Raw genomic sequence first — 6,872 nt, 5'->3', positions numbered from 1 at the left:
AATTTGCTGCACAACTGGCTGTGTTAGCGCGTTTGGCTTGATTGTTGGCACTTCGCCAACCTCAACCCGTCCTTTATAGAGTGCGGAACCCTCAACACTTGGCAACGTCGGCTGTGCAACAGGCGCTAGTTGTTGTTTGACTTGCTGAGTGAGCGAACTAGGCGTAGCGGGGTTTGCAGACTGAATTTGCTGCATTATAGGTTTATTTGGGGGTGCGCTGTCTGCTTGCAAATCACTTGCCATGGCTGGCGTAACAGCCATCGTGCCAGCCAGTGCGATTGGTTTAACTAGGCTTGTACCAGGCTTTTTCTCTTCATCATCACCAAAACCAAACCAACCGCCAACACTGCTGATTGCATCGCCCAATTTGCCAAATGCTGAGAGTGTTTTTTCTATAAACCACAAAGCTGCTCTAAATGGTGTCGTTACTATATTCACTAGCCCACCAAATACAGTACCGACAGTCTGCCCAGCACTTGCAAATCCCGCCAGTTCATCGCTTACCATATTCACAGGGGTGAACAAATTCGATACCCAATTAAACACAGTGCTGAGACCATCGCCAATCCAGCCAAGTAGCTTACCAACTGGGATCAAGCTGCTTGTTAGCGGCTTTATCGCACTTACAAACCCATCCCATAAGCCACCCATAAACGCCTTTATGGGCTGCCAGTACTTGTAAACGAGTACCGCCCCAGCCGCTATTGCCATCACCGCCCAACCAATTGGCGTTGTTAGTAGCGCGGCTCCCATGGCTTTAATGCCTACTGCAACAGCGGGCAGTGTGACAGTTGCAAATGTAATTAATCCCGCTTTTAGTGCCCCTAACTTACTGGCAAATGCTAGCACTCCTGAGCCTGCGCCTAGTGCATTGGTTGTTGCCGCAGTCGTGGCGGCGGTTGCATTAAACGAGGCGAGATTAAACCGTCCCATGGTCACCATGGCACTGAGCGTTTTTATGGCTATGCCAGCTTGTAACCAACCACCTGCTAAAAAGGTACTTGCATACCCCGCTGCAATTGAGGTGACTTTTATGGTTGTTAAACCAACGGCGAGGCCTACCACCACTTTTGTTGCAACTGGGAATGTGTTTGCAACGGTTGCTACACCGTCTACTACGGTGCCGAGTGAACCCGCAACCCAGTTAACAGCAGGTAATAGCACTGAGCCAATGTTGACGCCGAGTCGATTAACCTGGTTCTTTAGTAGAGTCAGGCTGTTTGCTGTGGTGTTGCTTCTTACTGCAAACTCTTTTTGCATCGAGCCTGCATAGTCGCCTTGCTTTGAAACCAGTTTCAGGGCTTTTTTGTAGTTGTCTAAGCCACCGACCAACTTAGCCATATCATCAGCATATTCTGCGCCAAACATATCGGCCAGCACGCCCGTTACATCGTCGGTTTTTTCCAGTGTCTCTAAAAATGAAATGAGTGCGCCTTGGGCGTCTTCTTCAATGTTTTGCTTCAACTCTGTCGCGCTTAGGCCGAGCGTTGATAATCCTCTCTGGAATGACTTACTTTGCTTGTCTGCTGTCTTTAACTTCAGCAACAGTGCATTGATACCCGTTGCAGCCACTTCGGGTGGGGTCTTTAGTTCTAGGAACGTCGCGCCGAGTGCTCCAACTTGTGCGGCGGTCAACCCAAACAACTGAGCAGTACTACCTGCGCGGTTTGCTATATTCAGCATTTCCTTTGCGCGAGCGTCCATATTGTTGCTTAAATGGTTGTAGGCATCGCCCAAACTCACAACTTGTGTTTGATTGAGTTTGAATATGGAGCGCATCCCCGTCATAGCGGCCCCAGCTTCACGCCCCGACATATCAAATGCCACGCCCATTTTTGCGGCATCTTGTGCAAATATCAGCAGCTCTTTACGTGCAATACCTGCTTGACCTGCGGCTGCTACAATGTCGCCAATGCCATCAGCGGCCATGGGTATAACCGTGCTAAGCCTCAGTACATCTTGCCCCATTTGAGCCAGCCCTAGAGGGGTATCAAAATCAACAACCTTGCCCACGTCGGCCATGACGCTTTCAAACTTAACCGCTGCAGCAACTGGGGTCAGCATTGCGGTACCCAATGCCGCAGCATCGAGCATTTGATTACGATAGTGATCACGTTTGGCCATCACTGTTTGATGGCGCTGCATGGTGGTTTGTAAATCAGCGTACTTACGTTTTAGCGTTGTGAGTGTTTGGCCTAGCTGTGTATGTTTATGCGATAGCTGTGTGGCTGTAATACCGTTTGCAGCCATCGTTTTACGATGAGTATTTAGCGCCCGTTGGCTATCGCCTAATCGAGTAGACAGCTTGTTCAGCTCTTTATGTGCAACACCAACTTTGTTTTTTAGTTTTGTGTGTTCGGTTGCTGCTTGAGCCAACGCTTTATTTGTTTTGCTTAAATCAGTTTGTGATTGCTGGTATGCAACTTTTACTTGTTGCATTTCCTGTTTTGCCGCTTTAATTGCGGCCGTCATCGCCTCTGTTTTAGTCTCTGCATCGCGGTGCGTTTGTTTGAGCTGTGCTAATTTTTGCTGTGCTTTGGTGTAGGCGTTTTTCGCATTGATTGTTGACAGTGCAGCGTTGTCAGCCGATTTTGCTAATTGAGTATGTGCAGTATGTGATTGCTTCAGTTCAGTTTGGTATTGCTGCAATTTACTACGCGCAGACTCAATATCGGCGCGTGTTGTCTTGAGCTGTTCACTAACTGTTTTAAATCCACTGATCGCATTTGATGTAGACTCAACCTGTTTAACCGTTTCGCCCAATCTGTTAAATTGGTTTACACTTTGACCAATAACGGTTTTAAAACTACCCGCTAGGGCCGCACCAATGATGACTGAAACTGCTAACGACTTACCGACTGCCATATTAAATACCTGGTTAAGTTGCATTGAGAAACTACTGAACTTTAAAGTGCTGTATAGCTTCAGTTTTATAGGCGTGTTTGCCTATCTGCTGTTTTCCTCCGATTGGGTAGCGGCCTTAATCGGTGCGCCAGTATTAGCGGCGTTGTTAACGCTCAGTTTCTCTTTGATTGTATTTGTGGTGGGGATCATGATTCTGATCCCCCTTGGAGTGTGGCTATTAGCTCGTAGTATTTTGTTGCCTCTTCTGCTGGCATCTCCAACCACTCACCAATCCCGCCTCCCGTAAAGTGGGCTAGCGCCAAAACTAGCCCTCGGATCTCAACTTCGTTTAGGACAAAAAACTGCGAAACGTGTTTTGCACCTGTTGATAATCAGACAAATCCAACTCATCCATAAAATCGGGTGCTTGCTCACATAAATTTGCAAACAAATCTTTTTCCGACTCTGCGTCAGATTTGCCGCTGGTCATTGAGCGTAGTTGGTCTTTGAGTTTGGGGCGGCGCATTGATAATTCGCTAACGGTCTCGCCCTTGTACTCGATGGGAAATGCTAATGTGATAGTTGTTGTGCTCATTTACTTGTCCTCAGTTTTAGTTTGACGAGATTTGGTTGCTGTTGGTTTTTGCTCTGATAGCTTACCAGCGGCCAGCCAGTTGGCCGCTTGACGAGGTGTTAGATCTATCGTACCGCCAGCGCTATACGCTTTGTGTTCATGTACAACAGTTTTAACCACATCATAGGTTTGTGTTTTTGCTTGTTTTGTTTGCATGTTATAACTCCAAAATACCGCGACGTTGCGCGAGCACGTCTACACCGTTTATGACTTGCACGTTATTGAGCTGGTCGATCTCAATGGGAGTTTGGCCGTCGTAGGTTAATTTGTAATATGTGAGTGTTGCTTTGAGTTTTAGCTCACCTGGCTTTTTACGCTCCCATGTTCCAAAGTCAATTTCAGTCCAGCGGCCAACCATTACGACTTCAAATGCAATTTCTTTTGCATCACTTTCTGATTTAAATGAACCTTTAACACGCAGCTTTAATCCGTTAATGTCGAGCGTGCCAAAGTTTTTAAAAATAGCGTTGTTAGGTTCAGCAATGACCAGTTCGCTTAACTCGATTTTGTCTTGGCCCATATCCAGCTCAATTGGCCCCGCCAGTCCACTGCCCATATAGTCTTCTGTTATGCGTGTTAACTTAGGCAATTGAATAGACACACCACGGCCGCCATAGCCTTCACCATCAATAAAGACGTTAAAGTCTTTGAGTGTCTTTGGTAGTTGAACAGCCATCAGAAAATCTCCTCTAGATATTTGTCTGTCATGCGTGAACGGAATGTGATTGATTCAGCGGGGTACACAGGGGTAAAATCGAAGTCAAAATAGGTTTTGCCCTGTGCAACCTGGCTCGGGGTGTTTAGTTCAGGGTCAGCCCAGCATTTGCCGTTGATAATCGCGCCTTTGGCTTTCAAGTCGCGCAAAAAGGCATTAACACCTTCAACAATCTCGTTGAAGTACGTATCTCCTGAAATGCCTCTATCAACCGCCCATAAGTGCGCCGCTAATAGCGAGTCATTGATAATGTCGGCTGTGCGTGCCACGCATTCATAAATCCATTTAGGATCTGCTGAGCAGTTACGTGGCCCCCAAACGCGATAGCCTTTCTCATTAATGATGGTGCCTACATGCTCTTTGTTGAGCAGGTTTGCGCGGCTAGCAACATCACCCAGCTCAAAATCAATGGCGCGTGTTGTGCCAACCATGCCATTAATCAACTTATTACTAATCGAGTGCCAAAAGCCTTGTTCGTTGTCCACTTTGGCTCGCACACCTGCTATGCGTGCGCTGTTAGGTTGGGCAATTTCGCCGTTACTCGCGGTGTCCCATACGCGCACCCATGGGTCGCACAGATACAGGCGTTTAGAGCCAAACTTGTTACGCAAAGTTATAGCTTCAGCGTCGCTTGTATCTGGGCCACTGGCATAAACCATCGCCCGCAATTTATCAGCAATGCTCACCATTTCAGTTATAACTGCTTCAATATGATCAAAACCTGGGGCGATGAGGATACGGGGCTTAACACCTAATGAGCTTTTTGCAGCACGTAGCGCTTGTAGGCCCGTATATTGCTGCGTTGCAGGGTCTACGCCGCCAATCACGTTTGATTGCGTTTCCGCTGGGCTGGCACCTTCAGGCACACGGACTACAACCACAATCGCACCGCACTGGTCAAAAATCGCATCGAGCGCTTGAGGGAGCGTGCCTTTACCATCATTGGTCATATCCAGCTTGCCCGCTTCCAATCTGCTACCCGCAATTAATGTGGGTGTGTTTAGTGGGAATGCTGCGGCGTCAGCGTCAGGAGCCGTGCCAACAATCCCAATAACGGACGTCGATGCAACCTGTATAGGACGTGGGCCGTCGTTGAGTTCGAGAACCTGGACGCCGTGTAAATAATCTGTGCTCATAGTTTACTGCTCCTGTGGTGGGGTTGGCCAAACAACTAATGCAGGATCGTCGTTGCTGCCTGGTAAATCGCGTAGCGCTTGACGATAGTCAGCCCATGCCTGTTTTTGTGCTGCTGTGAGCGGGGTGTCGGGCATTTGTGTGTAGTCGCAGTCCGCTAATCGTCTATCGCGATTAGCTCTAATTTCCAACCATTTTTGTTCACTAATAGCTGCATCAACCGTTGACCTGTCAATTCCGTGTGCGACGAGTTCATCAACAGTTTGATTCATAAAAATAGTACCGTTGTGTGTTAGTGTAATTAACATGTGTCCCCCTACATTGTTAGATTTGTCGATGTTGACGTTAAATCGATATTTAAAAAATCTGACAGAGTTGCGTGGTTGTTCAGCGTTATTGATACGCCGATACCGTAAATGTCCAAAGGCAAAACTCTGGCCCCATAAAATGTGAAAAAGTGATTTTTGGAATCAGGTTGTGACGGAGTTAGGGAGATCAATTCCGTGTGGTGAAAACTAATTTGATGTCTAAACAGCGACTCACCTGAACCTGCTGTGTGAATGTGCAGCAGCTGATTGTCAGCAATTTCTAATTTACCAAATAAAACTGATATGCGGCGGCAATTGCCAAACATCGCCCTATTTGAGTAAACGTTAGGTAGCGGTTCTCCAGTTGCAGTGTACGTTTTAAAATCACAGTACCATGACAACAGTTCTTGCGTATCCAACATTGCTCCACTTGCGGAGCCTTGAACGATTTGAGCTGTATTTTGAGTCTCATCTCCAGTTAACGAAAAACTGGTTACAATGATGCAATCGCGAGCTTGTATATGGTCAGTTAGCGCCAACGTTTGTCCTTTTCTTACATTTATTAGTAGTTGGGCATAGTGATTTTTAGTGAGAACCCTCAGTTTTGAGCATGTTCTGATTGCAGTTTGTTCTGATAGTCCATCATTACTGTCATCGCCAAATTCAGGATCTATATATAATTTAGCTATTCGTGCACTACTAACTCGCTCGTCAAACTTTGTAGTCAAAAACTCATAAAAACTGTCAGCAATACTGAGCATTTGGCTATCAACTTCCCCCATTTTCGCTGCAACTGTACTATTGATAGTGCTGAGTTTACTTGTCACTTCACTTGTCAGCTCATTGCTAGCGACAACTAGCTCTGCGTTGGTTTGTTGTAGCTGGGCTACGGATTGTTCGACTGTTGGCATGGTTATACTCCTAATGTCATGAGTCTGTCGTTTAGTAAAATTTCACGAAGATTCGATCTTAATTGCGCCTTGGCGATACGAGCTTGTGCATCGCACATGGCAATAAATTCAGCGCCGTAAAACATGTTGATGTCGCCTGTGGTGGTTACATCAATGGCTGAAACAGGCACAGCGCTCAGTACTAAATCAAACCCCTGTATTACGGTCGCGAGCTGTGTTTGATAAAACAGCGTGTTGTCGGGGTGTGACCACGCCGCAAACAAGGTGCCGTCTTCTAGAAAAAATCCCACTTCTCGCACAGGGTATTCACTTGTGCTTTTAAACTC

The 6,872-nt window shown here is 46.7% G+C and carries 8 protein-coding genes and 1 pseudogene; 1 reads left to right on the top strand and 8 read right to left on the bottom strand.

Annotated elements, in window-relative coordinates; all coding sequences use genetic code 11:
* On the bottom strand, positions 1 to 2,865 hold a 2,865-nt coding region (locus SANK73390_RS05370), incomplete at its 3' end, for a phage tail tape measure protein (RefSeq protein WP_462764448.1).
* Here SANK73390_RS05370 and SANK73390_RS05365 point away from each other — a divergent pair.
* On the top strand, positions 2,828 to 3,151 hold the full coding sequence (locus tag SANK73390_RS05365; protein WP_462764446.1) for a hypothetical protein: 324 nt from the start codon (positions 2,828 to 2,830) through the stop codon (positions 3,149 to 3,151). The two genes, SANK73390_RS05370 and SANK73390_RS05365, sit on opposite strands and share 38 nt — an antisense overlap.
* A 42-nt stretch (positions 3,152 to 3,193) precedes the next feature.
* On the opposite strand, the gene SANK73390_RS05360 is transcribed toward SANK73390_RS05365, so the two are convergent.
* The 7 genes and pseudogenes from SANK73390_RS05360 to SANK73390_RS05330 form a co-directional block, all read right to left on the bottom strand.
* The gene (locus SANK73390_RS05360) at positions 3,194 to 3,439 is read right to left on the bottom strand and encodes a phage tail assembly protein (RefSeq protein WP_171628126.1); all 246 of its coding nucleotides are present in this window, start codon (positions 3,437 to 3,439) and stop codon (positions 3,194 to 3,196) included.
* Positions 3,440 to 3,634, bottom strand: coding sequence for a hypothetical protein (locus SANK73390_RS05355; RefSeq protein ID WP_462764444.1), 195 nt, complete (start codon positions 3,632 to 3,634; stop codon positions 3,440 to 3,442).
* Between the two features lies 1 nt (position 3,635).
* The gene (locus tag SANK73390_RS05350; RefSeq protein WP_462764443.1) at positions 3,636 to 4,154 is read right to left on the bottom strand and encodes a phage major tail tube protein; all 519 of its coding nucleotides are present in this window, start codon (positions 4,152 to 4,154) and stop codon (positions 3,636 to 3,638) included.
* Positions 4,154 to 5,329, bottom strand: a complete 1,176-nt coding sequence (locus tag SANK73390_RS05345; RefSeq protein WP_462764441.1) for a phage tail sheath subtilisin-like domain-containing protein — start codon at positions 5,327 to 5,329, stop codon at positions 4,154 to 4,156. The genes SANK73390_RS05350 and SANK73390_RS05345 overlap by 1 nt, the downstream gene beginning before the upstream one ends.
* A 3-nt stretch (positions 5,330 to 5,332) precedes the next feature.
* Complete coding sequence (locus SANK73390_RS05340; protein ID WP_462764439.1) at positions 5,333 to 5,635, bottom strand: tail fiber assembly protein; 303 nt, start codon at positions 5,633 to 5,635, stop codon at positions 5,333 to 5,335.
* 8 nt (positions 5,636 to 5,643) lie between these two features.
* Positions 5,644 to 6,546: a hypothetical protein gene (locus SANK73390_RS05335; RefSeq protein ID WP_462764437.1), complete on the bottom strand. Its 903-nt coding sequence runs from the start codon at positions 6,544 to 6,546 to the stop codon at positions 5,644 to 5,646.
* Between the two features lie 2 nt (positions 6,547 to 6,548).
* Positions 6,549 to 6,872, bottom strand: a pseudogene (locus SANK73390_RS05330) (phage tail protein); the annotation flags it as partial.

It is taken from the genome of Pseudoalteromonas sp. SANK 73390 (genome assembly GCF_054966645.1).
Note: the sequence above shows the minus strand (reverse complement) of the source record. Positions and strands in the feature narration are given on the sequence as shown.